Genomic DNA, 21,958 nt, shown 5'->3' on the forward strand with positions numbered 1-21,958 from the left:
CAACAGAAATATTAACAACTTAAAAATTAATCTAGTTTAATAATGCACTACGGGTATATTTTAATAAGTTTTGTTAATCCTCACCAGCTTCGCAAGCACATTTTCTGCTACAGTATTTTTTTTTTGCCACCTAGTATTGCTTCCCGCATTTCATACATAGATGACATGTTTTTATCCTTCTTCGAACTCCAATTAGGATCACAATGGTTTGTCCCGCCATTAGTAAATTTATCTCCACAATATTGGCAAGTCAAATTTCTTTCTTCATCATTTGATTCCTTTTCATTTTCGCGGTCAGAATAATTTTGCTTTCTTTTCATTATTGAGTCTCCAATGTCTAATTTATTTTCATCATTGTTATTTCCTTGTGAATTAGAGAGAGCTTCTGAATCGTTTTGTTTTTCTTCTCTATACAGATCACTTGGCTCTAACACCTTTCCTTCTATTACAGGGATGTTTTCAAAAGATTCTTTTCTTCTTTCAGCCTCGTAAAAGCTAATTCCTAAAACAGCACAAATTATTACAATAATTATTAAAAGTGGATTTTTCATGTTTTAATTTATTATTAAAGGTTAATAATCATTGCGAAACTAGTTGGTGCAAAATATATAAACTTATTGCTAAAAAAATTAAAATCATAATACATCCAAGCTCAGCACCTTTGCTCAAAGTATCAAGTAAATTATCTCCTTTATTTCTCATTAGTAAACCCAAAATAAAAAAGAAAATAATGAATATTAGTAATGTCATGATGTTTTTGTAAAATCTAGTCCTACGGTTTCCCATTTTATCACTTTGTCATTTTCAAAAATAAATTTTACGAAGCTTCTTTCTTCTCGAATTGTTTCATTTTCATCTTCAAAATTACTGCCACTAGTATTAAAACCTCCAATTGGATACTTGTTTTTTAATAAGGCACCACCACCTAAAGTTAAATTTTGTGAACCGCCTGATTTAGATTTATTCCTTATAATAACTTTATCTTTTTTAAATAACCACTCTTCATAGCCATTTAGTTCTTTTTTAGAATCTGGTAATCCAAACTCTTTTATTACCTCGTTTTTGGTTTTGAATTTATTCATAAATGCCTCATGAGTTATCACAACAACTTCTGAAGGCGAGGCTGAATTAAATATTAAATACAAAATCCAAATACCTACAACTATCCACCATATCTTCATATCTTAGTTTTTACTTTAAATTTATTTTCTAATTCCCCATTCTTAACTTGTATTGTGAAATTGTAAATTACTATAGCTTCACTTGTTATTACGATATTATGAAATCCATCAGAAATAGACGACCACCAATTAAGACCAGAATTAATTAAATAACTATCATAATAAAAATAAATTACTCTAAAGCTTTTTAATTCAGGTTCATCGTGAATTTCATAATAAAGAAAAGTATCAGCAGCACTTTTACCTTTTAATTTGAATGAGTTTTCTAGCACATTTCTAAATTTTAGATACAGCAACTTTTTTTTAACTTCGAATGTTTCTTTATTGTCAAGTTCAACTATTCCCAGAATAACTTTTTCTCCAAAGCAGTAAAATGTAGAATGCTCTGGAATTGTTAATTGTATTCCATTTTCATTATTAGTATTAGTTAGGCTTAATCCGTATTTAGTCACATTTAAACTAACTTTATTTTGAGCTAAGGAGTTAATAGAAAATAAAACAAGTAAAATTAATTTATACATTTTCTTTATTCATTTTTTAAATTTTAATAATTAATTACATGAATCTTTTAATATACCCAAACTATCGTTAATAGATCTTGCCATAATTTGGCCGAAAGTTTCCGGAAAAGTAATATCACTATACTTTTTGTTTAAATTAATAAGCTCTTTAATATCAGCTTCACTAAAATTTAATGTTATTTCCTTTTCAGCATTTCGAGTTATCAATATTGCATGAAAATTTTCTGGATTAGATGCTCCAAAACATTTTTTACCCATAAAATCAGAAATAGATATATAAGAAAAAAAACGATAGATAGACGATAACATAAATATTGAATTAAATGAACATCTTGCTTTCATAGTCACATCTGCTTTAGGATTATCAACCAAATCGCAAATACCTAATTTTTCTAAATCATACTTGTTAAATGAGTTTGGAGTATCTATGGTATATTCTTCTTTATAATCACAATGTTTGCAACTATAAGATTTAGTAAATACATTCGCTCTAATACTTATTCCACAGTAATTGCTTTCTTGTGCAAATAGGAATTGGATATTTCCAATAGTAAGAAATAAAAAAACAATTGTTTTTTTCATGATGTTAATTTTTAAAAATTTATAACTCAAATTTAAATGTTAAAACAATCAAAAAATTATCCTTATAAGTTCAAATAAGTTCAAATAAGTTCAAATAAGAAGTATGTATTATCTTTGGTAAAAAAAGTATCATGCCTGCTGCGATTAATATTACTCAAAATGAGCAACAATGGATAAAAGAGTATCTACAAGAAACGTATGATGTAGTTATTAATGATGCCTTTGACTGCCAAATGTTAAGCGATGCAATCTTGAAAGAAAAAGGTATTAAGATAAGTTATTCTACCTTCAGACGTCTTTTTGATTTGGTGAAGAACTCCAATGCTCAATCACGATTTGTACTCAATGCATTGGCTGTTGCGGTCGGGTTTAAAAATTGGGAGTTTTTTAAGCATCATGTTGCTAATTTTGATACCAACATAATCAATCAGAATATTCAAATCTATTCTTGTCAATTGCCTAATAGTCAAAATTTAATTTTAGAAACGGCAAAAAAATTTCCATTAACAACTTGGTTGGGAGGCTATCAATTGCAAAATATTGTATCATTAGCTATTGAAAATAATGACTTTGAATTGCTCAAACAATTAGTTCATTTGCCTTTTGATGTTGAAAACCAAAAGGTATATGAGCATTTAGTGATAGGGTTTCAGTCGTTTTATTTTCAAGCTGTAAAAAGCAATGAAGCTGTAATAGCATTTGTAACATCAACTATTAGAACCTCAATTTTATTGCAAAAATGTCTACTTCAAGCCTATGTAGATGAAAAGTATTTGGATTCTTTTTTGGGAAAATGGTTTGATGCCATCGAAGAAAATACGCTACCTGATTTATTATTATTTAAGAATTTGCTCTTGTGCCAAAAAGCGTTTAATAATAATGAGGTTGATAAAGCAAAAACCCATTTCAATCTTGCTTTAAATCAAAGTAAGCTAGATCAATTAGAAGTACACCCTATATTGAAAGCTAGATTAGGTGTTTGGAATTTAGTTTTAAATAAAGATAAACAATCAATTGTTACCTACTACAATTCTTTAAGTTGTCCTTTTGACAAAGCCGATTTTGCAGTCATTGCTAGTCGATTATTATGGACTTATTATGATGAATTAGCGACAATTTCATTTCTAGAAAAGATTACTTTAAAAGAATTCCCACCCGTTAAAGATTTTTTTCAAAAAGGAAGACATAATTTACTTTTACTAACCCTTGCCATTCATTATCATTTAAAACAAGAGTATCAACAATCAAAAGAGTATTTCGATTTATTTAATTCTAATACTTTTGGCTATGATATTGTAAATTTTGACTTTTATGAAAAATGGATTCAAAAGTTAAAATAAAAAATCCTTAGTTCTTGTTGAAGAATTAAGGATTTTTATTTATGAGTTTAGAATAAGATTATCCTAAAGCAACTCTACTAAATCCAGATACAGTTAAGTTAGCGTCTACTGATTTAATATAAGCAGCAACACTCATAGAACTGTCTTTGATGAAATCTTGGTTTACTAAAGTGTTATCTTTGTAAAAACGTTGGATTTTTCCTTTAGAAATGTTGTCTAACATTGCTTCTGGTTTTCCTTCAGCTCTTAATTGTTCTTTAGCAATTTCAATTTCTTTTTCAATGATTGCAGCATCAACACCAGCTTCGTTTAAAGCAATTGGGTTCATAGCGGCAGCTTGCATTGCAACGTTTTTAGCAGCTTCGTCAGCACCAGCAACATTTGCAGATAATGCCACTAATGTAGCGATTTTACCAGCGTGAATGTAAGAACCAACATAAGCACCTTCTAATCTTTCGAAAGCACCGATTTCGATTTTTTCTCCAATTACTCCAGTTTGCTCGATTAATTTCTCAGCAACAGTGATTCCGTTGAAATCAGAAGCTAATAATTCTTCTTTAGTAGCATAGTTTAAAGCTTGGTTAGCTAAATCATTTGCTAATTTAACGAAAGATTCGTTTTTACCTACGAAGTCAGTTTCACAGTTTAAAGTGATTGCAACTCCAGCAGTGTTGTCAGCATTGATAACAGCAACAGCAGCTCCTTCAGTAGATTCTCTGTCTGAACGGTTAGCAGCTACTTTTTGACCTTTTTTTCTTAAGTTTTCGATAGCTAAATCGAAATCTCCTTCAGCCTCCACTAATGCTTTTTTACAATCCATCATTCCAGCACCAGTGATAGTTCTTAATTTATTTACGTCTGCAGCAGTAATATTTGCCATTTTGTATTTTTTTTATTTGTTGTTTATAAAAGTAAAAATTCCAATTACTAAATCCCAAATTCCAATTTTACTAAATTGCTAACTAAAAGTTAGAACAAGTTTGGAATTTGGAATTTAATTCTTGGAATTAATTGATTTATGCTTCAGTTTCAGTAGCAGGAGCTTCAGTAGCTTCTACTTCTTTAGCTGGTAATTCGTCTTTTTCAACTTTTCTATCAGAAAGACCTTCGATTAAAGCAGCAGATACTAAAGATAAAACTTTATCAATAGATTTAGAAGCATCATCATTAGCAGGAATAACGAAATCAATTGGACGTGGATCCGAGTTCGTATCTACCATTGCGAAAACTGGAATGTTTAATTTTTGTGCTTCTTTAATTGCAATATGCTCAGCTTTAACGTCTACTACAAAAAGAGCTGCTGGAAGTCTAGACATGTCAGCAATAGAACCTAAGTTTTTCTCTAATTTAGCACGTAAACGATCTACTTGTAATCTTTCTTTTTTAGATAAAGTCATGAAAGTACCGTCTTTCTTCATTCTATCAATAGAAGCCATTTTTTTAACAGCTTTACGGATAGTTACGAAGTTAGTTAACATACCACCAGGCCATCTTTCAGTGATGTAAGGCATGTTACATGCAGCTGCTTTCTCAGCAACGATATCTTTTGCTTGTTTTTTGGTAGCAACGAATAATACTTTTCTACCAGATGCAGCAATTTTTTTCAAAGCTTCATTAGCTTCTTCAATTTTAGCTGCAGTTTTATATAAGTTAATGATATGAATACCATTACGCTCCATATAAATGTAAGGAGCCATGTTTGGATCCCATTTACGAGTCATGTGTCCGAAATGTACACCTGCTTCTAATAACTCTTTAACGTCAATTTTGTTTGCCATTGTGTAATAGTTTACGTTCCGTGATTAGCAATTTTCAAGTAGTCACTTGCGTTGGTCTTGAAAATTTAGATGCTAAACTAATTCCCTTTTTACAAGGAATATCGACAACTTTGTTTTTAATTCAATTTTAATTGTAAAAATAAATCTGAAAATATATTCTGATAAATATCGAATATTAACGTTTAGAGAATTGGAATCTCTTACGTGCTTTTTTCTGACCGAATTTTTTACGTTCTACCATTCTAGGATCTCTTGTTAATAATCCTTCTGGTTTAAGGATAGCTCTGTTTTCAGCCTCAACTTCACACATTGCTCTTGCAATAGCCATTCTCACAGCTTCTGCTTGTCCTGTTGAACCACCACCATATACGTTTACTTTAACGTCAAAGTTAGATGCATTTTCTGTCATAGACATTGGTTGCATAACTTTGTACTGTAAAGTTGCAGTTGGGAAGTAGTTAGTGAATTCTCTTTTGTTTACAGTGATTTTTCCTGTTCCTTCTGAAACATAAACACGTGCAACAGCGCATTTTCTTCTACCGATTTTGTGAATAACTCCCATTACTTAAGATCGTTTAGGTTAACGGTTTTAGGTGTTTGAGCTCCATGTTTGTGCTCAGAACCTACATATACATTTAAATTACGGAATAATTCAGCACCTAATTTATTTTTAGGTAACATTCCTTTGATAGCTTTTTCTACTAATAATGCAGGGTTTTTTTGTTGCATTACTTTAGCAGTTAAAGTTCTTTGACCTCCTGGGTAACCTGTGTGTCTGATGTACGTTTTGTCATCTAACTTGTTACCAGTAAGGTTGATTTTTTCTGCGTTGATAACAATTACGTTATCTCCACAATCAACGTGCGGTGTATAACTTGGCTTGTATTTACCTCTTAAAAGCATTGCTACTTTTGTAGATAAACGACCTAAGTTATGCCCTTCAGCGTCCACAACAATCCACTGCTTATCTGCAGTTGCTTTGTTGGCTGATACTGTTTTGTAGCTTAATGTGTTCACAATAATTAATTTAAATTAAACATTCCATTCCCAATAAAGGGAGTGCAAAAGTACAATTATTTATTAGAATTGCAAACCCCTTATGGAAAATATTATTTTTTCTAATTTATTAAAGTCCATACCATTATGTAAAATTCGAGTGGAGTTGTTTTTTTTAATTCAAGAAATACACTATTTTTACCTCTTATCTTTTATTTATGAAAGCAAAAGCCACCTTAAAACAAATTGCAAAAGAGTTTGAAGTCTCTATTTCGACTGTATCTAAAGCACTAAGTGATAGTCCTGAAATAAGTGAAGCTACCAAGATTAAAATCCAAGAGTATGCTAAATTGCAAAATTACAAGCCAAATAGTATTGCTAAAAATTTAAAAAATCAACGTACTAATACTATAGGTGTTATTATTCCAAATATTCTAAATCCTTTTTTTGCTAAAGTATTTAGTGGAATTGAGAAGGAAGCTTTGTCAAAAGGTTACAATGTAATTACAGGAATTTCTAATGAATCTTTTGAAAAAGAAAAACAAGTAATGGATATGCTTAACAATGGAACAATTGATGGTTTTATTGTTGCGGTAGCAGAAGAAACCCAAGCTTTAAAAGAACACCAACATTTTAAAGATATTATTAATAGTGGTACACCAATTGTGATGTTTGATCGAGTGGCAGAAACTGTGAATTGTGATAAAGTTATAGTAGATGATTTTGAATCTTCTTTTGAAGCCACTCAGCATTTACTTAAATTGGGAAGTAAAAACATAGCATTAGTTTCTACTATAGATAATCTAAGCGTAGGAAAACTTCGTGTAGGTGGTTTTAAAAAGGCAATGGAAGCTTCAAATTTGTCGTTGAATAATGAATTAATTGTTATTGAGAATGATATAGAATTATTTGATAACAAATTAATTGAGTTGTTTAATACTAAAAAAGTTGATGCTGTTTTTGCTTTAGATGAGCATGCATCAACCATGGCAATGAAGTTTGCACTTAAAAAAGGCATCAAAATTCCAGAGGAATTGAATATTATTGGTTTTGCCGATGGCGTTTGGTCAAGAAGATTAACGCCGAGTTTATCCACGGTAAGCCAACACGCACCCGAAATTGGAGCCAAAGCGGCCGAATTATTAATTCATAAATTGAATTCTAAAGACGAGTTTTATCAACCGCAAACTGTTGTGATTAAAACAGAATTGCGTCAGAGAGAATCTACTAGGAAGTTATAGTTGTTTTGCTTTATCATCCCGCCAAGTAATATATCCTAAAATCGCATTGAACATATAAAACACATATTTTGCGGTGTTGGCAATGTTCATTAGCATTACATTTTGTATGATTTTGAATAAATTATATACTTGCCAGTTAATCCAATTGTCGGGATACATTCTTCCTATATTAAAGGTGCCTCCAAAACTAATTCCAGCAGGAATAGCGATGGCAAAAAATAATTTCCAATCAATCGCTTTGTCAGAGAAAGTGGTAAAAGCAATGTAATTCAATACAAACGAAAGCAGTAAACCAATTGCCATATTTCGAAAAAAGATAACATCAATTGCATTCAAATATTGTTTCTTTTTCCAAATTCGGAAGGCAAAATAATTTCCAAAAAATGAAATCGGATAGGTTAAAATCGCACCTATATTTCCTAAAAGATAATCGATACTTCCGCTTAACAACGTATTGCAAGTGCTGATTAAATTCCCAATATTGTTTTTCTTGGTGACTAGCCGAGTGGCTATCATCGACAAGCAAGTGTTTAGAATGGAAAAATACCCTAAGTAAAACGAGTAATTCTTTCCATCAAAACTAAAATCGTACGTGGTTTTATAATATTGCAAATACACTGAAACGCTTACCACTAAAACCACTCCAATGATATCGAGATATTTACTATTGGTAATACTTTTGATGGTAGCGATGGTGTTCAGCATCTTTATTCTTTTGTGAAGTTGAATTTCGTTCCGCCCTGATTTAATATAAAGGAGTTGTCTCCAAATATCATTTCAATTCCAGCTGCTGCAAAAACAAAAGTCTTTTCTTCTCTAAATGTTAGTGGAAAGGCGCCTTGTCCTGTAGCTTGAGCGAATAATTCGCCATTCTTTTCTGAAACGGTAATTTTTAAAGGAATTTCTTTTGAAGCATAAGTTCCAGTAAATTTTGCTAATTCACCTTTATCCATTTTCATGAATTGTGGGAACGGGAATGGCATTTTGTGATAAATACTTAGGATTCCTATGATGATATCGTTTTGCACAAAATTATCGCCATTGGATATTATAGAAAAACTCAATTTTTCAGTTGGATAATAACCTAACATCGAACTGAAATTCTCAATTCTTCCGCCATGACCATAAAAACGTCTCTCTCCAAAAGGAAATTGAATTAGCGCTTTTCCGTAACCTTCTTTGATTTCTTTCATTTGGTCTAAGGATGTTGAATTGACTAATTTCCCTTCAAAAAGGGCATTAATGAACTTTGTTAAATCGGCAGTAGTTGAAGTAATTCCGCCAGAAGCAAACGCAATAGAATTATGATTTTCTGGTGATTTTACCCAATTCGTGCCATCAAAATAATAGGAATAACTTTCTTTTCCTTCTGTATTTGTAGCTTCTTCACTAAAATATGTTGTAGGAATAAATACTTTTTTAGTTACAGCACCTTTGTGCGTCATTTCGGTTTTGTTTTCGTAAGTGCCTAATTCTGCCTTTTTTACGATTCTATTTTGAAGATTTTCTGCGTATGATTTTTTAGTCAACTTTTCGATAATACAGCCTAAAATATAAAAGTTAGAATTGCTGTATTCGTATTTGCTTCCAGGTTCAAAATTCGATTTATAAGCTGTAATTACTTTTAAAATGTCTTCTTTCGAATGTTTTTTATCTATTACTTTATGAAAAGTAGTATCCTGATTTACTAAATCTACTATTCCGGTTCTATGGTGCAATAAGTCATAAATCGAAATCTTTTCAGCATTTTTAATTTTTGGATAAAAACGATTTAATTTGGTTTGCAAGGTTAGTTTTTTCTCTTCAATCAATTGCATCACCATTACAGCGGTGAAAGTTTTAGAAATAGAACCTATTTTGTATCGTGTTAAGCGATCGGCTTTGATATTTTTTTCAACATCAGCAAAACCATACGCTTTATTAAAAACCACATTTTCCCCTTCGCGAATGGTTAACGAACCCATGAATTTGTTGTTTTCGTATAAATAGTTCAACAAACTATCCATTCGAGTAAATTTATCTTGGGCAAAAGTGAAACTCGAAAAAGCAAATACAAAAAGAAGTAATTTTTTCATGGTGTTTCTGTTTTTTTAATTAGTAGTTAAGATAGTATTTTGTTACTGATTTTTGATTTTTTTGAATTCCAAATACGAATAAACAATAGGAACAATGGTAATAACGGCAGCAATTCCCATAAAAGTATAGAATTGAATTTTATTTGGTAACACAAAAGTTAGCGCCATTAAAATTCCGCCTATAAACCATAATTTCCCGCCTAGTAAATGCGTTTTTTTCCAAACCTCTTCGTTTTCTAATGTCCAAGGTGTTTTGATACCTATGAAATAATTCGGTTTTATGGTTTTGAAATAATTACCTAAGAAAGCAAAAAGCAAGCCAATAATAGCAAACACAAATCCTGGATTACTTGTTTTTTGTTGAACGCTATATAAAATAAAAACCGCTAAACCCGACATAAATAAGGTTAGAATCATTCGTAGATTATTTAGTTTGTTGCCCATATTTTGTAGTTTTTGTTTTGGGTCAATAGAAGGAATAATAAGAAAAACAAAATAGGTTATTCCAACTAGCATAAATAAAGTCACAAGAAGTTCTTTTTTATCGCCATAGCGATCAATTTCACCAGCGCCATTCCAATGCATTGGAACTTCTTTTGGCAATTCATTCCAAATGTAAGCCAAGTAAGCAAAAGGCAATAAGGCAATTGCAATAAACGGAATTTCTTTTTTAAACTTCTCCATATTTTATTTTTTTAGGGTAATAATCCATTTTAAAATGTCGTCAACAATTGTAGTGTTCAATGAATAAACTACAAATTGCCCTTTTTTCTCGCTCGTGACTAAATCGGCACGTTTTAAAATATCCAAATGATGCGAAATACTGGGTTTTGAAATATGAAATTGGTCCGCAATATCACCAGCTGTCATCTCCTGTTTACGTAGCAATTCCAGAATATCTCTTCTGGTTTCGTCGTTTAAGGCTTTGAAAATTGCGTTCATACTTGTTTGTATATTTAGACAAATATCTAAATATTATTTGAAATAACAAAGAGATTGGATTAGAAATTAATTAAATGATGTTAATTAAGAATCCAATTATTGCCAGGATAGCTGTAATAATTAAAACGATTTGATTGAAAAGGATGTCTTTTCTTTTTTCAGGAAGTTGGTGATAAGGATAATTGATTTCCCATTTTTTTGTTTCAGCAAACTGAGCAAGCATTTTTGGTGTGATTGGAATTCTTTCAACAAGTTTGTCAGGTGTCTTATAAAAGTGCCATCCAATACTATTCCAACTTCCTTCTTCTTCGTGATGAAAATACCATAAGAAATTTGAAATATCAACATTGTATTTTTTGGAGAATTTTTCTATCAATTCATAACAATCATCGCCGCTAATTCTTACTGTTTCAAAAATATCAGAATCTGACTGAAGATTGGATTTCCAATATTCTGTTTCTATGAAATCGATTATTTCTTTTTCAGTAATCATTTTTTAAATTTCAAATAAATGGAATAAATAACATTTGATAAAAACATTAAAAAGCTACTCAAAAACAGAATTATAAAAAGCATATTTTGGAAAATGAAAAATTTGGTACAAATGATTAGTGCCAAACTTCCTATAGATAAATATAAATTTACTTTCGTTTTTAAAACTATTAAAGCTATGTAAGAAGAAATATAAAAGAGCAAAAATGGAATTATAAAATCTGTTAAATCAAAAGCCCAACCTACGGTCTTGTTAAATCCTTCTTTTCCTATAAAAAAGTTAATTTCAATCAACTTAAGAATGTAAAAGAGAACAAAAGATATAACTATGAATTTTATAAAAAACACTAAATACTTCATCTAATTTTATATTATGAGATTTCTCCTTCGTCGAAATGACAAAACTAATCCAACTACCAACTACCAACTGCTACTGTCCACTGAGCACTTTCCTAATGCGCTTCCAACCAATTTTTACCCAATCCAATTTCCACATCTAACGGCACTGCCATTTTGAAAGCATTTTCCATTTCGTGTTTGATCATCGGTTGAATTTTTTCTAATTCGGAGTTGTGCACGTCAAATACTAATTCGTCATGAACTTGCAATAGCATTTTTGATTTCCATGTCATGCCATTGGCATCTCTTTCCGATAACTTTTTGTGAATGTTAATCATCGCAATTTTAATGATATCCGCAGCCGAACCTTGAATTGGCGCATTTACAGCATTTCGTTCTGCCCCACCACGAACAATCGCATTGGCTGAGTTGATGTCTTTTAAATAACGTCTTCTTCCAGAAATGGTTTCTACATAACCGTATTCTCTAGCAAAATCTACTTGCTCTTGAATGAACGATTTTAATCTTGGATATGTTTTGTAATACGCTTCAATTAATTCTGCACTTTCTTTTCGAGATAAGTTGGTTTGGTTGCTCAATCCAAAAGCAGAAACGCCATAGATAATTCCGAAGTTTACGGTTTTAGCGTGACTTCTTTGCTCTTTTGTCACTTCATCTAAAGGCACATTGAACACTTTTGCAGCCGTACTTTTGTGAATGTCTTCGTGATTTTGAAACGCTTTAATCATGTTTTCTTCACCACATAATGCAGCAATAATACGCAATTCAATTTGAGAATAATCGGCAGAAAGTAGCGTGTAATTTTCATCACGCGCAATGAAGGCTTTCCTAATTTGTCTTCCTCTTTCGGTACGAATTGGAATGTTTTGTAAGTTTGGATTGTTCGAACTCAAACGACCTGTAGCGGCAACCGTTTGCATATAATCCGTATGCACTCGACCTGTTTTTTTATCAACTTGATTTGGTAACGCATCAATGTAGGTACTTTGTAATTTCACCATTTGACGCCATTCTAAAATATCGCGTACAATTTGATGTTCGTTTGCCAAATAACTCAATACTTCTTCACCAGTCGCGTATTGACCAGTTTTAGTTTTCTTTTGTTTCGCTCCACCAATTTTTAGTTTGTCGAATAAAATATCGCCCAACTGTTTTGGAGAAGCCAAATTGAATTTCTCACCCGCGGTTTCATAGATTTGTTGTTCAAACGCATCGATTTCTTTTTGCATATCAACCGACATGCTTTTTAGGAATTCCACATCCAAACGAATTCCTTCTTTTTCCATATCAGCTAAAACTGGAACCAGCGGAATTTCGATTTCATCAAACAGTTTTTTCGTACCTACTTTTTCTAAAATTGGTTGGAAATGCTCTTTTAATTGGAAAGTAATATCGGCATCTTCAGTTGCATATTCTTTGATGTCTTCCAAAGGAACATCGCGCATTGATAATTGATTTTTTCCTTTTTTACCAATCAACGTTTCGATTGATTTTGGCGAATATTTCAAATAAGTTTCCGACAAAACATCCATATTATGACGCATATCAGGATTAATCAAATAATGCGCAATCATGGTGTCGAATAATTTTCCTTTGACTTGAATGTTGTAATTCGAAAGAATTTTCAAGTCGTATTTCATGTTCTGACCAATTTTTTCGATGTTTTCATTTTCGAAGAATGGTCGGAATTTTTCAATTAACGTTTGAGATTCTTCCTGATTTTCGGGAAACGGAACATAAAATCCTTTTCCTTTTTCGAAAGAGAACGAGATTCCTACTAATTCAGCATTCAAAGCGTCAATTCCAGTAGTTTCTGTATCAAAACAAACCGAAGTTTGATTTAATAAATTCTGTAATAACAACTTTACTGGTAAATCGCCTTGAATTATTTGATAGAAATGCGTTGTGTTTTCTAAAGTTGCATAATACGAATGATTTGCAGTTGGTTCATCCGTTTCATCACTAAAACCAAACAAATCAAATTGGTCTTCGTTTGATTTTTTTGCTGGAGCTTTTTTTGTTGGTTGTGGAGTATCTGAAGTATTTCCGTTACTATCAATTTCATCGTATTCTTTCCCAGAACCAAATAATTTATCAAACTGCGCTTTCATTTGGCGGAATTCTAATTCCTGAAACAAAGCATCTGTTTTCTCTACATCAGGTTTTGATAATTCAAAATCATCCGCATCAAAAGTCACCGGACAATCGAGTAGGATAGTAGCTAATTTTTTGGATAATATTCCTAACTCTTTATTTGCTTCGATTTTATCTTTCATTGCACCTTTTAGTTGATGCGTGTTCGCCAATAAATTTTCTAGTGTGCCATATTCGGCTAAGAATTTCTTCGCTGTTTTTTCTCCCACACCCGGTAATCCCGGAATATTATCGGCAGAATCGCCCATCATTCCTAAAAAATCAATTACTTGATCAGGGCGTTCGATTTCAAATTTTGCTAAGACTTCAGGAATTCCCCAGATTTCGATATCATTCCCCATTCGGGCAGGTTTGTACATGAAAATATTTTCCGAAACCAATTGGGCAAAATCCTTATCTGGCGTTACCATGAAAACTTGGAAACCTTCTTTTTCTGCTTGCTTAGCCAATGTTCCAATCAAATCATCAGCTTCAAAACCCGCTTTTTCGATAATGGGAATGTGCATAGCGCGTAATAATTCTTGAATGTAAGGAACGGCAATTTTAATCGCTTCTGGAGTTTCATCACGATGTGCTTTGTATTCTTGATACATTTCAAAACGATAATCGCTTCCGCCTTTATCAAAAGCTACGGCTAAATGATCTGGTTTTTCGCGTTTAATAACATCCATTAAAGAATTCATGAATCCCATAATGGCCGAAGTATCCATTCCTTTTGAATTGATACGAGGATTTTTTATAAAAGCATAATACCCACGAAAAATAAGTGCGTAAGCATCAAGAAGGAAAAGACGTTTTTGTGACATTGTTCAGAAATTTCATTTAAAATGTAAAAGTACAATTCTTTGGTTAAAAAAACTTTGTTAAAATTCATTTAATGCTGCATCAATTTGTACAACTTGTTACTTACTTTGCAAAAAAAAAGAGCTAATGATTCGTTGGATTGTTTTTTTAGTATTTGTTATTGTTCTGGAAATCTATGCGTTTCAGGCATTTAAAACTTTGATAAAATCGAAGTGGTTTTTTGTTTTCTATTATGTAACATCTGCAATTGCGTTAGCTTATATTATATATCAATTATATTATTTTGATAGAAGTGTAGGACAAACTCCAAAAACTATGATGACCATGGGTTTGTTGTTGCTACTATACGTACCAAAATTATTATTGACTATCATATTATTTGGAGAAGATATTATTCGTGTTTTTGTGGGGTTATTTTCTTTAGTTAATAGTAATTCCGAAGGTTTTTTACCCGAAAGAAGAAAGTTTGTCAGCCAAATAGCTTTAGGAATTGCTGCCATTCCGTTTACTTCTTTTTTATATGGTATTACTTTTGGTAAATACAATTTTAAAGTAATCAAGCAAACATTATTTTTCCCTGATTTACCAGAAGCTTTTGATGGAACCACAATAACCCATATTTCGGATGTTCACAGTGGAAGTTTTGATGATGCAGAGAAAATCCAATATGCAATAAACTTAATTAATGAACAAAATTCAGATATGGTTTTGTTTACAGGTGATATTGTGAATACTCATGCTACCGAAATGGATCCATGGATTGATACTTTTAAAGGAATTCATAATCCAAAATTTGGGAAGTTTTCTATTTTAGGAAACCACGATTATGGGGAATATATAGATTGGAAATCTCAAACTGAAAAACAAGTTAATTTTGAAGGAATAAAAGCCATTCATGATAAAATTGATTTCAAATTATTGTTGAATGAACATGTGAAAATCAAAAAAGACAATCAAGAATTAGCAATCGTAGGTGTTGAAAACTGGGGAAGAAAATTCGGAGAACGTGGTGATTTAAATTTGGCTTCAAAAGGTTTAAAGAAAGAAGATTTTAAAATTGTAATGAGTCACGATCCAAGTCATTGGGACGAGAAAATTCAGCACGACGAAAATCATTATCATTTAACGCTTTCAGGACATACGCATGGATTGCAATTTGGAATTGAAATTCCGGGTTGGGTAAAATGGAGTCCGGTTCAATATGTTTACAAACAATGGGCTGGATTGTATGAAAATGCTGGAAGATATATTTATGTAAATCGTGGTTTTGGCTTTCATGCTTATCCTGGTAGAGTAGGAATTATGCCTGAAATAACGGTAATTGAACTAAAAAAAGGAGAAAAAGTAGCGTAATTCAGTAAAAATGCTACATTTGTATATTATTTTCGTGTGAAAATTAATATTTTTGATACTAATAAATTGCAATTTATGTCAAAATTTGGAGAACTTATCGATGCTCAAGTACCTGTACTAATCGATTTCTTTACGGAGTGGAATGAACCTTCTGTGGCTATGAACGAAGTAATTCGTCATGTTGCGGCTGCTTTAGGAGATAAAGCGCGTGTAATTAAAATTGATGTGGATAAAAATCAGGAATTAGCCGAAGCACTTCGTATTAAAGGATTACCTACTTTAATGATTTACAAAGAAGGTCAAATGGTATGGAGACAAAGCGGCGAACTTGATGCAAACACTTTAATTTCATTAGTGCAAGAACAAGCCTAGGAAATTACATCGAAAACAAACCCCTTATCTTTTAAAATTTGTATTGCTTTAGGCAATGCATATTTCAGATTTTTTTCTGCTTTTAAGCTATCGTGAAATACGATAATGCTTCCTTGTTCAGTATTTGAAATTACATTCTCTAAACATTTTTCGGTTGAAATATTTGAATCGAAATCATAACTCAAAACATCCCACATAATTATTTTGTAGCCTAAATTACGAACTGCTTTTGATTGACTTGGTTTGATTTTTCCGTATGGAGGACGAAATAGAAAAGAGTGTTCAGTGTTCAGTTTTGAGTGTTCAGTTTCACACAACTTGAAATTTTCGATATAATGACGGTTTTCGGTTTTCCAACCATTTAAATGATTAAAAGTGTGATTGCCTGTTTGGTGACCTTCAGCAAGTATTCTTTTATAAACATTTGGATGTTTTTTGATGTTATCGCCAATACAAAAGAAAGTGGCTTTAATCCCTTCCGATTTTAAAATATCTAAAACCCATTCGGTTACTTCAGGAATTGGCCCGTCATCAAAGGTTAAAAAGATTTTGTTTTCTGAATTTGGTACATCCCAAACCAGATTGTTAAAAATCTTTTTAATCCATTTATTTGTCTTAACACAATTCAAGTTCATGTCGTAAAATTAGCATAAAAAAATGTTCCAAGTGAAATTTCTTTCATTTGGAACATTTTGTATTTATAAATTAGTTATTCCATTTTTCTTCCAAAACGTTGAAATGTTTTGTTGAAATTATTGAATTTCACTTTTTCTTTATTATAAAATTCCAAGTCTTCAGCTGTTTGAGCTACCTGAAGAATACCTCTGTATTGTTCAATATCTGTAACAATATCCATTGCGCTGAAGTTTTGCTCGCTTGGTTTCCAGCCGCTATAAAATTTCAAGTTTTCTTGATATTTCTTAATAACTTCGGTAAGTATGGCTCTTGCTTTGTCTTTTTTACCCACTTCATAATATCCAGCAGCAAATGGTTCTAATAATGAATAGTATTCAAAATATTGAATTGGCATTTTTTCCATTGCTAAGTCAATCACTTTTTCAGCTTTATCTAATTTGCCTTCATTGATTAAAGTTTCCATTAGTCGTGCTAAATTAGTACGATATGAAATGCTGTTTTTGCGTGTTTCTGGATCGTGATAAATGATTGGTTTTCCGCTATTACCCCAATCCCATTTCATTACTATATTAAACATTTTTTCTGAATCAATTTGTCCCATTTTCATAGGGCTTGGTGACTCAGCAGGGGTTTTAACCGGAACTAATTTAAAGCACATTCCGTCTAACTGAAGATAATCTTTCATCCAAAGATAATCGTCTTCTCCAAAACTTCCTCCTGTGAAATAAATAGGACGTTTCCAGTTGTTTTGGTTTACGATATCCAACATCATTAAGCGATTTTTGTATAAAGCATCATCTTTAATCTCAAATTCGATAGCAGGAACAATAGAATCATAAAATTTCTCCGAAACTACTTTGTTTTTAATTACAGCGGCTTTATCTATAGGGTAAATTACCTTTTTCGATGGGAAATAATTGATTTTACGACCATTATTTAATGTGATTTTTGCTCTTTCATCTTCCAAAGCAATGAATTTAAGCATATCGTCTAATAACAAAGGATCTTTCGTTCTTTCTACATACAAGCTATAATCTCTATGACTTCCTTTGTATTGTTCACGGTTAAATGAACTCGGAATAGGTTCTGAATTGTGTGTTTTCATTTTCATTTGGTCAATGTACCAATCCGTCATAAATAAACTAGTATTTACAATTCGAACATCGGTTCTATAACCTTCAATTTCTTGCATGTACCAAAGTGGGAAAGTATCATTATCTCCAATGGTAAATAAAATGGCATTTGGTTCACAAGAATCTAAATAAGCTTTAGCCATAGTGTAAGCTGTGTCTTTATTGGAACGATCATGGTCATCCCAGTTTTCAGCAGCCAATAATACAGGAGAAGCAACTAAACTCAAACCTAAAACTACTGGAATTGCAGCTTTCGGCTGAATGTATTTTTTTAAAGTATCAAAAATAGCATAAACACCATAAGCAATCCACATAGCAAAAACATAAAATGAACCTACTAGTGCATAATCACGTTCCCTTGGTTCAAAAGGTCTTTCGTTTAAGTAAACCTTTAAAGCTAAACCTGTAAATAAGAATAAGACAAGTAAAACATAGAAACTCTTAATGTCTTTTTTTGCATGGAAAACCATTCCGATTATAGCTAAAATAAAAGGTAAAAAGAAATAGGTATTTCTTCCTTTGTTATTTTGCATATCAGATGGAAGGTTTTTTTGGGTTCCAATAAATATCTCGTCGATAAAGTTGATACCACTTAACCAATTTCCATTAGTGTTATCATATTTCCCTTGAACATCACTTTGTCTTCCAACAAAATTCCAAAGTAAATATCTAACATACATGTATCCAAATTGATATTGAATCATGAACTTCATGTTGTTAATGAAGGTTGGTTTGTCTACAATTAGATATTCGCCATAACCTTTCAAGAATTTGTCATAATCTGCTTCATCAACTTCACCTGCTTCATATGCTTTACGGAATTCTGTTACAATTTGAACCAATTCATCTTCGTGAGCATATTCAGGATTTATCCTAAATTCAAGAGGCTCGGTAAAAATCATATAATTTTCTCTGTGCTCATTACTCCACATTCTTGGAAGAAAAGCTTTGTGTGCATCATCAGTATTTTGCTTTGCGTTTTTGTAATCGTTTGTAATTACATATTTGCCAGTTTTATAATCGCGCTCATAGTTAGGTTTGTCGTCTAAATAAGGTGTTACAGGGTCTAAGCCAGAATAAGTATCGGAAAATTGAGGTCCGTAAAATAATTTTTGTTCTCCATATTGTTCGCGATTGTAATACGCTAAAACTTCTGCAGCATCAGACGGTTTGTTTTCATTAATTGGTGTATTAGCGTTAGCGCGGATAGGTAACATCATCCAAGTCGAAAAACCAATCAAAATAAAAAGTGTTGATAATATTAAAGTGTTATAAAAAACGTGCCCTTTTTTCTTAGTATAATTTAATCCAAAGTAAAAAGCGGCAATAATTAGAATAAAGGCAAAAATGGTTCCTGAATTGAAAGGCATTCCTAGGCTATTTACCATAAAAATTTCGGTCTTACCAAAAAAAGCCAACGTATAGGGTAGCAAAAGTTTAAAAATAAAAAGTAAAATAACAATAATGACAACATTAGCAATTAAGAAGCTTTTAACAGTAACGGTTTTATATTTTTTAAAGAAATAAAGAAATCCGATTGCGGGAAAAGTCAATAGAGCCATAAAGTGAACTCCAAAAGATAATCCAATTACCAATGAAATGATTAATAACCATTTATTTCCGCGAGGTGTTTCAAATTCTTGTTCCCAACGCAATCCAAGCCAAAATAATAAAGCAATTAGAAATGTAGCCATTGCATATACTTCTGCTTCTACTGCATTATACCAGAAACTATCTGTGAAAGTAAATGATAAACTTGCAATGACAGCACTTCCTAAAATCATAACCGCATTATTAGTTGAAAGTTCTTTTTCTCCAACAATTAGTTTTTTTAATAATATGGTTAATGACCAAAACATAAAAAGTATGGTAAATGCACTTGAAAATACAGAAAGATAGTTTACCATCAGAGCTATTTTATCAGCACTCAAGGCAAACATAGCAAAAAACGCCCCTAACATTTGAAACAATGGAGCTCCAGGAGGATGACCTACTTCCAAGTTGGCTGATGTTGCAATGTATTCACCGCAATCCCAAAAACTCAAAGTTGGTTCTACTGTTAATGAATAAGTAATTAATGCTATCATAAAAGTAGCCCAACCTAATATGGTGTTCCACTTTTTAAAGTTGAATGAATTCATATTTGTATTTTAATTTTCTATATTCTCTTACAAAGAAACTATTTTTTTGTTTACGATTTCGTTTTAATATTTTTTTTAATATTTTTTTTAGAAAAATTTGTAGAATAAAAAATATGTCTTACATTTGCACTCGCAATCGAAAAGGTTGTTAGGTATTGGCCCATGGTGTAATGGTAACACTCCGGTTTTTGGTACCGTCATTCAAGGTTCGAGTCCTTGTGGGCCAACAAAACTCCGCTTATTTTTAAGCGGAGTTTTTTTATTTTTACATTGTCTGATTTTAAGTTGTTTATAAAAAAAAGACCGCTTTTTAGCGGTCTTTTTTTGAGGTAAAAATAATAAAATTAGATTTTGAAGGTAATTACCGGTCTTTTAGCATGATTTACCAAATCTTCACTAATACTACCATTAAAGAAATGCGATAAACCTTTTCTTCCGTGTGTGCTCATACCGATAATGTCAGCATCGATGCTTTTAGCAAAATGTAAAATTCCTTTTTCTACATTGATATCATTATATATATGAGTAGAATAATTTTCTATTTTAAACTCGGCTACAAATTCATCCATTTGTTTTTGAGCTACTTTAGTAGATTTAAAATTGTTTGGAGTATTCACATTAACTAAGTGTAAGTGTGAACCAAATTTATTAGAAAAAGCAACAACTTTTTCAAAAGGTTTTTTTATCTCTTCAGAAAAATCAGAAGCAAAAACAAATTTTTCAGCTTTAAAGTCATCTTCTTCGCGTTTGATAACTAATACGGGAGCTTCAGAATTTCTAACTACTTTTTCGGTGTTTGAACCAATAAACATTTCTTGGAATCCATTTGATCCATGAGATCCCATTACTATTAAATCAACATCATGAGCTTTTCCGTTTTTTATAATTCCATCAAAAGCCATCTCGAATTGAACAATCTTAGTGATTTTAATACCGTTTAAATAATCAGCATTCATTAAATTGTCTAATTTTGAAATAACGGCGTTTTTGAAAAACATTAATTCAGGAATTTCATGAGAGCTTGAAAGGCTATCATTTCCAGAAGAAGGAAGTTCAAGCATGTGAATTAAAAATATTTCACCGTCATTTTTTTTTGCTATTTGTGCGGCAACTTTTAATGCGTATTCTGCGTGTTTTGAAAAATCTGTTGGAACTAAAATTCGTTTCATAAGTTTGTTTTAGGTTAATTAAGGTGTAAATAATTACACCATAAAAGTACAAAAAATATCGAAACGCACAATCTTTTTTTTAATTCAAAAAAATTTGTATATTTGCAACGTTATTAAAGGACAAAGGATTATGAGGCACGCAAAGCGTGCCTCTTTTTATAAAAAATATGACATTTAGAAATAAAGTTCAGGAATTGTTAGAAGTAGTATTAGCAGAGCGTGAGCATCTTTTTTTGATTGATTTATCAATTAATGAAGCTAATAAAATTAGTGTTGTTTTGGATGGAGATTTTGGTGTAAATTTACAAGATTGTATCGATGTAAGTAGAGCGATTGAGAATAATTTAGACCGTGAAGAGTTAAATTTTTCTTTAGAAGTAGCTTCAGCTGGCGTTTCCAGTCCGCTAAAATTAGTAAGACAGTTTAAAAAAAATATCGGAAGAACAATAAAAGTTAAAACAACAGCATCGGAAGAAGTAGAAGCAAAATTAACTTCGGCAGATGATGAAAAAATAACTTTAGAATGGCAGGCACGTGAGCCTAAAAAGATTGGTAAAGGAAAAGAAACGGTTGAAAAAAAGTTGGAACTTCCTTACGAGAATATAAAAGAAGCAATTGTTATAATATCATTTTAAATAAAGAGTTGACATGGAAAATATTGCATTAATCGAATCGTTTTCAGAATTTA

The 21,958-nt window shown here is 31.6% G+C and carries 22 protein-coding genes and 1 tRNA gene; 6 read left to right on the forward strand and 17 right to left on the reverse strand.

What is annotated here, in order from left to right:
• Positions 1-107 precede the first annotated feature (107 nt).
• The 4 genes from Q0075_RS05970 to Q0075_RS05985 form a co-directional block, all read right to left on the reverse strand.
• The gene (locus Q0075_RS05970) at positions 108-551 is read right to left on the reverse strand and encodes a hypothetical protein (RefSeq protein WP_297868714.1); all 444 of its coding nucleotides are present in this window, start codon (positions 549-551) and stop codon (positions 108-110) included.
• A gap of 195 nt (positions 552-746) precedes the next feature.
• A complete protein-coding gene (locus Q0075_RS05975; RefSeq protein ID WP_297868715.1) occupies positions 747-1,181 on the reverse strand; it encodes a hypothetical protein in 435 nt (144 codons plus the stop codon).
• On the reverse strand, positions 1,178-1,702 hold the full coding sequence (locus Q0075_RS05980) for a hypothetical protein (protein ID WP_297868716.1): 525 nt from the start codon (positions 1,700-1,702) through the stop codon (positions 1,178-1,180). The genes Q0075_RS05975 and Q0075_RS05980 overlap by 4 nt, the downstream gene beginning before the upstream one ends.
• 30 nt (positions 1,703-1,732) lie before the next feature.
• Positions 1,733-2,284: a hypothetical protein gene (locus Q0075_RS05985; protein ID WP_297868717.1), complete on the reverse strand. Its 552-nt coding sequence runs from the start codon at positions 2,282-2,284 to the stop codon at positions 1,733-1,735.
• 131 nt (positions 2,285-2,415) lie between these two features.
• Here Q0075_RS05985 and Q0075_RS05990 point away from each other — a divergent pair, with 131 nt between their 5' ends.
• Positions 2,416-3,624, forward strand: coding sequence for a hypothetical protein (locus Q0075_RS05990; protein ID WP_297868718.1), 1,209 nt, complete (start codon positions 2,416-2,418; stop codon positions 3,622-3,624).
• Between the two features lie 58 nt (positions 3,625-3,682).
• Here Q0075_RS05990 and tsf read toward each other — a convergent pair whose 3' ends face one another.
• The 4 genes from tsf to rplM all read right to left on the reverse strand — a co-directional run bounded on the left by tsf (position 3,683) and on the right by rplM (position 6,419).
• Complete coding sequence (gene tsf / locus Q0075_RS05995; protein ID WP_297868719.1) at positions 3,683-4,504, reverse strand: translation elongation factor Ts; 822 nt, start codon at positions 4,502-4,504, stop codon at positions 3,683-3,685.
• A gap of 136 nt (positions 4,505-4,640) precedes the next feature.
• A complete protein-coding gene (gene rpsB, locus Q0075_RS06000; RefSeq protein WP_008256012.1) occupies positions 4,641-5,402 on the reverse strand; it encodes a 30S ribosomal protein S2 in 762 nt (253 codons plus the stop codon).
• 175 nt (positions 5,403-5,577) lie between these two features.
• Entirely contained in the window at positions 5,578-5,964 is a 387-nt protein-coding gene (gene rpsI / locus Q0075_RS06005; RefSeq protein WP_008256015.1) for a 30S ribosomal protein S9, read from the reverse strand.
• Entirely contained in the window at positions 5,964-6,419 is a 456-nt protein-coding gene (gene rplM / locus Q0075_RS06010; RefSeq protein ID WP_297868720.1) for a 50S ribosomal protein L13, read from the reverse strand. Before rplM ends, rpsI begins: the two co-directional genes overlap by 1 nt.
• Positions 6,420-6,616: 197 nt before the next feature.
• Here rplM and Q0075_RS06015 point away from each other — a divergent pair, with 197 nt between their 5' ends.
• The gene (locus Q0075_RS06015; protein ID WP_297868721.1) at positions 6,617-7,639 is read left to right on the forward strand and encodes a LacI family DNA-binding transcriptional regulator; all 1,023 of its coding nucleotides are present in this window, start codon (positions 6,617-6,619) and stop codon (positions 7,637-7,639) included.
• Here the strand turns inward: Q0075_RS06015 and Q0075_RS06020 are convergent.
• The 6 genes from Q0075_RS06020 to polA form a co-directional block, all read right to left on the reverse strand.
• Positions 7,634-8,344, reverse strand: coding sequence for a nicotinamide mononucleotide transporter family protein (locus Q0075_RS06020; RefSeq protein WP_297868722.1), 711 nt, complete (start codon positions 8,342-8,344; stop codon positions 7,634-7,636). The genes Q0075_RS06015 and Q0075_RS06020 overlap by 6 nt on opposite strands.
• A gap of 2 nt (positions 8,345-8,346) precedes the next feature.
• Positions 8,347-9,714, reverse strand: a complete 1,368-nt coding sequence (locus tag Q0075_RS06025) for a serine hydrolase domain-containing protein (RefSeq protein WP_297868723.1) — start codon at positions 9,712-9,714, stop codon at positions 8,347-8,349.
• Between the two features lie 42 nt (positions 9,715-9,756).
• Complete coding sequence (locus Q0075_RS06030; RefSeq protein WP_297868724.1) at positions 9,757-10,398, reverse strand: SdpI family protein; 642 nt, start codon at positions 10,396-10,398, stop codon at positions 9,757-9,759.
• A 3-nt stretch (positions 10,399-10,401) separates the two neighbouring features.
• Entirely contained in the window at positions 10,402-10,656 is a 255-nt protein-coding gene (locus tag Q0075_RS06035) for an autorepressor SdpR family transcription factor (protein ID WP_111566189.1), read from the reverse strand.
• A gap of 70 nt (positions 10,657-10,726) precedes the next feature.
• Positions 10,727-11,149, reverse strand: a complete 423-nt coding sequence (locus tag Q0075_RS06040) for a DUF1493 family protein (RefSeq protein WP_297868725.1) — start codon at positions 11,147-11,149, stop codon at positions 10,727-10,729.
• A gap of 451 nt (positions 11,150-11,600) precedes the next feature.
• Positions 11,601-14,468 (reverse strand): DNA polymerase I, encoded by a 2,868-nt coding sequence (gene polA, locus Q0075_RS06045; protein ID WP_297868726.1) that lies wholly within the window; start codon positions 14,466-14,468, stop codon positions 11,601-11,603.
• Positions 14,469-14,592: 124 nt separating this feature from the next.
• On the opposite strand from polA, the gene Q0075_RS06050 reads away from it, so the two are divergent.
• Positions 14,593-15,819: a metallophosphoesterase gene (locus Q0075_RS06050; protein WP_297868727.1), complete on the forward strand. Its 1,227-nt coding sequence runs from the start codon at positions 14,593-14,595 to the stop codon at positions 15,817-15,819.
• A 75-nt stretch (positions 15,820-15,894) separates the two neighbouring features.
• Positions 15,895-16,191 carry a thioredoxin family protein gene (locus tag Q0075_RS06055; protein ID WP_026724375.1) on the forward strand — a complete coding sequence of 99 codons (297 nt, stop codon included), beginning with the start codon at positions 15,895-15,897 and terminating at the stop codon, positions 16,189-16,191.
• Here Q0075_RS06055 and Q0075_RS06060 read toward each other — a convergent pair.
• Positions 16,188-16,826, reverse strand: a complete 639-nt coding sequence (locus tag Q0075_RS06060) for a polysaccharide deacetylase family protein (RefSeq protein ID WP_297868728.1) — start codon at positions 16,824-16,826, stop codon at positions 16,188-16,190. The genes Q0075_RS06055 and Q0075_RS06060 overlap by 4 nt on opposite strands.
• Before the next feature lie 74 nt (positions 16,827-16,900).
• Entirely contained in the window at positions 16,901-20,101 is a 3,201-nt protein-coding gene (locus Q0075_RS06065; protein ID WP_297868729.1) for a DUF2723 domain-containing protein, read from the reverse strand.
• Between the two features lie 156 nt (positions 20,102-20,257).
• Between Q0075_RS06065 and Q0075_RS06070 the strand changes: the two genes are divergently transcribed.
• Positions 20,258-20,328: transfer RNA gene (locus Q0075_RS06070), tRNA-Gln, on the forward strand.
• 117 nt (positions 20,329-20,445) lie between these two features.
• On the opposite strand, the gene Q0075_RS06075 is transcribed toward Q0075_RS06070, so the two are convergent.
• Positions 20,446-21,270 (reverse strand): universal stress protein, encoded by an 825-nt coding sequence (locus Q0075_RS06075; RefSeq protein WP_297868730.1) that lies wholly within the window; start codon positions 21,268-21,270, stop codon positions 20,446-20,448.
• A gap of 167 nt (positions 21,271-21,437) precedes the next feature.
• Here Q0075_RS06075 and rimP point away from each other — a divergent pair, with 167 nt between their 5' ends.
• The gene (gene rimP / locus Q0075_RS06080; protein WP_297868731.1) at positions 21,438-21,905 is read left to right on the forward strand and encodes a ribosome assembly cofactor RimP; all 468 of its coding nucleotides are present in this window, start codon (positions 21,438-21,440) and stop codon (positions 21,903-21,905) included.
• The last annotated feature ends 53 nt before the right edge of the window (positions 21,906-21,958 follow it).

This window comes from uncultured Flavobacterium sp., assembly GCF_937967675.1.
In the GTDB taxonomy this organism is placed as follows: Bacteria; Bacteroidota; Bacteroidia; order Flavobacteriales; family Flavobacteriaceae; genus Flavobacterium.

Coding starts and splice junctions, on each gene's coding strand:
- Q0075_RS05985 (WP_297868717.1), bottom strand. CDS start 2,284: ATGAAAAAAACAATTGTTTTTTTATTTCTTACTATTGGAAATATCCAA.
- Q0075_RS05990 (WP_297868718.1), top strand. CDS start 2,416: ATGCCTGCTGCGATTAATATTACTCAAAATGAGCAACAATGGATAAAA.
- Q0075_RS06015 (WP_297868721.1), top strand. CDS start 6,617: ATGAAAGCAAAAGCCACCTTAAAACAAATTGCAAAAGAGTTTGAAGTC.
- Q0075_RS06075 (WP_297868730.1), bottom strand. CDS start 21,270: ATGAAACGAATTTTAGTTCCAACAGATTTTTCAAAACACGCAGAATAC.
- Q0075_RS06060 (WP_297868728.1), bottom strand. CDS start 16,826: ATGAACTTGAATTGTGTTAAGACAAATAAATGGATTAAAAAGATTTTT.
- Q0075_RS06035 (WP_111566189.1), bottom strand. CDS start 10,656: ATGAACGCAATTTTCAAAGCCTTAAACGACGAAACCAGAAGAGATATT.
- rpsI (WP_008256015.1), bottom strand. CDS start 5,964: ATGGGAGTTATTCACAAAATCGGTAGAAGAAAATGCGCTGTTGCACGT.
- Q0075_RS06050 (WP_297868727.1), top strand. CDS start 14,593: ATGATTCGTTGGATTGTTTTTTTAGTATTTGTTATTGTTCTGGAAATC.
- Q0075_RS06020 (WP_297868722.1), bottom strand. CDS start 8,344: ATGCTGAACACCATCGCTACCATCAAAAGTATTACCAATAGTAAATAT.
- Q0075_RS05970 (WP_297868714.1), bottom strand. CDS start 551: ATGAAAAATCCACTTTTAATAATTATTGTAATAATTTGTGCTGTTTTA.
- Q0075_RS06025 (WP_297868723.1), bottom strand. CDS start 9,714: ATGAAAAAATTACTTCTTTTTGTATTTGCTTTTTCGAGTTTCACTTTT.
- tsf (WP_297868719.1), bottom strand. CDS start 4,504: ATGGCAAATATTACTGCTGCAGACGTAAATAAATTAAGAACTATCACT.
- rpsB (WP_008256012.1), bottom strand. CDS start 5,402: ATGGCAAACAAAATTGACGTTAAAGAGTTATTAGAAGCAGGTGTACAT.
- Q0075_RS06065 (WP_297868729.1), bottom strand. CDS start 20,101: ATGAATTCATTCAACTTTAAAAAGTGGAACACCATATTAGGTTGGGCT.
- Q0075_RS05975 (WP_297868715.1), bottom strand. CDS start 1,181: ATGAAGATATGGTGGATAGTTGTAGGTATTTGGATTTTGTATTTAATA.
- Q0075_RS05980 (WP_297868716.1), bottom strand. CDS start 1,702: ATGTATAAATTAATTTTACTTGTTTTATTTTCTATTAACTCCTTAGCT.
- Q0075_RS06040 (WP_297868725.1), bottom strand. CDS start 11,149: ATGATTACTGAAAAAGAAATAATCGATTTCATAGAAACAGAATATTGG.
- polA (WP_297868726.1), bottom strand. CDS start 14,468: ATGTCACAAAAACGTCTTTTCCTTCTTGATGCTTACGCACTTATTTTT.
- Q0075_RS06055 (WP_026724375.1), top strand. CDS start 15,895: ATGTCAAAATTTGGAGAACTTATCGATGCTCAAGTACCTGTACTAATC.
- Q0075_RS06030 (WP_297868724.1), bottom strand. CDS start 10,398: ATGGAGAAGTTTAAAAAAGAAATTCCGTTTATTGCAATTGCCTTATTG.
- rimP (WP_297868731.1), top strand. CDS start 21,438: ATGACATTTAGAAATAAAGTTCAGGAATTGTTAGAAGTAGTATTAGCA.